General features: G+C 49.2%; 2 protein-coding genes. Both read right to left on the reverse strand.

Annotation, left to right across the window (positions count from 1 at the left end):
* Window positions 1–779 (reverse strand): HAMP domain-containing protein (locus N2315_09135; protein ID MCX7829337.1); only part of this gene is annotated, 779 nt, incomplete at its 3' end.
* An 88-nt stretch (window positions 780–867) separates the two neighbouring features.
* A partial coding sequence (locus tag N2315_09140; GenBank protein MCX7829338.1) for an L-rhamnose isomerase occupies window positions 868–2,068 on the reverse strand: 1,201 nt, incomplete at its 5' end.

Below are 2,068 nucleotides of genomic sequence, written 5' to 3' on the forward strand. Positions count from 1 at the left end.
AACTCGTTCATCCGCGCCGCCAGTTCCCCTACCTCATCCCGACTGCGCACCACCAGTTCCACCGTCAGATCCCCCTCGCTCAGCGAGCGAATGCCCCCCACAATCGATACCACGTTCCGCGCAATGGTCCCAGAAAAAAGCAGGGCCGCTACGGTGGTAAGCACCACAAACACCGCAATAACTCCCAGGGTAACAAAGAGGGACTGGCGCCGTATCTGGGCTATGCGGTCATCGATAACCAGACTCTGCTCATCAATCACCTTGATGGAAGAATCAAGACTATCGTTTAAAATGCCAATAGCTGATTCAAGACGATTCAAGTTGAAAAGGGCCTGCATCCGGAGATTGGCATCTTTCTTAAGAGGATCATCCGTAAGAATTCGACGGAAAGTCATGCGATCTACCGATACAAAGAGTTCCTCCGCATTGGCATACAATTCCTTAAAGATCTGATCCACATTTTTAAGGTTTTCTTCATTTAGTTTTTGAAGTCGCTCGATAATTTCCAGGGCTTCCCGTAAAGTAGCGTCCCGTCGTAAATAGGAGACCTCGTTTATCCTCGTAAAAACCTCTCTATAACGATTCTGGGCTTCCTCAAAACGAAGCTTACTTCGGCTAAACATAGCTGTACTGAGCCGATTCGTTTCAATAGAAAGGTTGTACATGCCATTCTTGACCGTATCCAGGATGCGTCGCTCCGACTCTATCCGTTCAACGGGGGCCTGCATCACCACATAAAGCGAAGAGGCCCCGAGAACCAGAGCCACCACCGCGACCACCAGGGTAACTAGCTTTGCTCGAATGTTCATATAAGTATTCTAACATAGAATAAATAAGATTAAAAGAAGTATTGGGTGCTACAAAATACTATCTTCGATGAGAAAGCACCTCCCGTTCGTACCGTTCTACCTGGGATCGCCAGGTAGGACCATTGGGGATATGTTCCCGATAACACAGATAATCCCAAACCGCCGTAAAAGGAAGGGTCTTCGCTTCTTCCATAAGAGCAAGGCGTTCGTGGAATTTTCCCTCCATTTCGGCCTTCCGAATTTGGTCAACTGGCTCAAGGAAGGCTTCCAGCAAGGCCAGCCGGAAACTACGGGCTCCAATCACCCAGGCGACAATCCGATTAATCGAGGCATCAAAGAAGTCCAGGGCAAAGGCAACCCGGTTCACTAAATTAGCCCGAACCACCGCCCGGCAGACATCCCGCACATCGTCGGAATACAAAACGACGTGATCCGAATCCCAGCGAATTCCCCGACTTATATGGAGAAGCAAGGTTGGGACGAAAAGACTTAAGGCAGAAATCTTATCGTGGATTGTCTCGGTTGGATGGAAATGCCCCATATCAAGGCAAAGCCCTATCTGGCGTTGTACGGCATATCCCATGTAAAATTCATGGGAACCCACCACGTAGGCTTCGCTCCCGATCCCAAAAAGCTTGCTCTCTACGGTGTCTATGATGTGTCTAGCAGGATAGGATTCCTGAAGGATTTCATTCAGGGATTCGAGAAGCCGCTGCCGCGGCCCGAGCCGATCCAGGGGAAGATCCTTTGAACCATCAGGGATCCAGATGTTATCGATAGAGGGCTCATTAAGGGTCTTTCCCAGGTAAGCCGCAATACGCCGACAGGCCTTGCCATGACGAATCCAAAACTTTCGAATAGCAGTATCCGCATGAGCTAAGGTGTATCCTGAAGATGCTTTAGGATGAGAAAAAAAGGTAGGATTAAAGTCCAGGGCTATCTGTTGTTCCTGGGCCCAATCAATCCATTTTTTAAAATGTTCTGGCTCTAGCTCATCCCGATCTATCTTTTTGCCACCCGTTTCCGCATACATGGCATGGAGATTAAAACGTTTTTTACCGGGAATAAGGGAAAAAGCAAAGGAAGCATCTTGACGAAGTTCATCTCCGTTTCGGGCCCGACCAGGATAATTACCGGTGGCAAGAATTCCTCCGCCGGACAAGGAATCACTTCCCTCAAAGCCTCCCACATCGTCTCCCTGCCAACAATGAAGCGAAAGGGGAACCGCCAGCGTCTGGGTTATCGCCTGATCCGTATCC

The organism is Thermanaerothrix sp. (genome assembly GCA_026417795.1).
Taxonomy (GTDB): domain Bacteria; phylum Synergistota; class Synergistia; order Synergistales; family Synergistaceae; genus Thermanaerovibrio.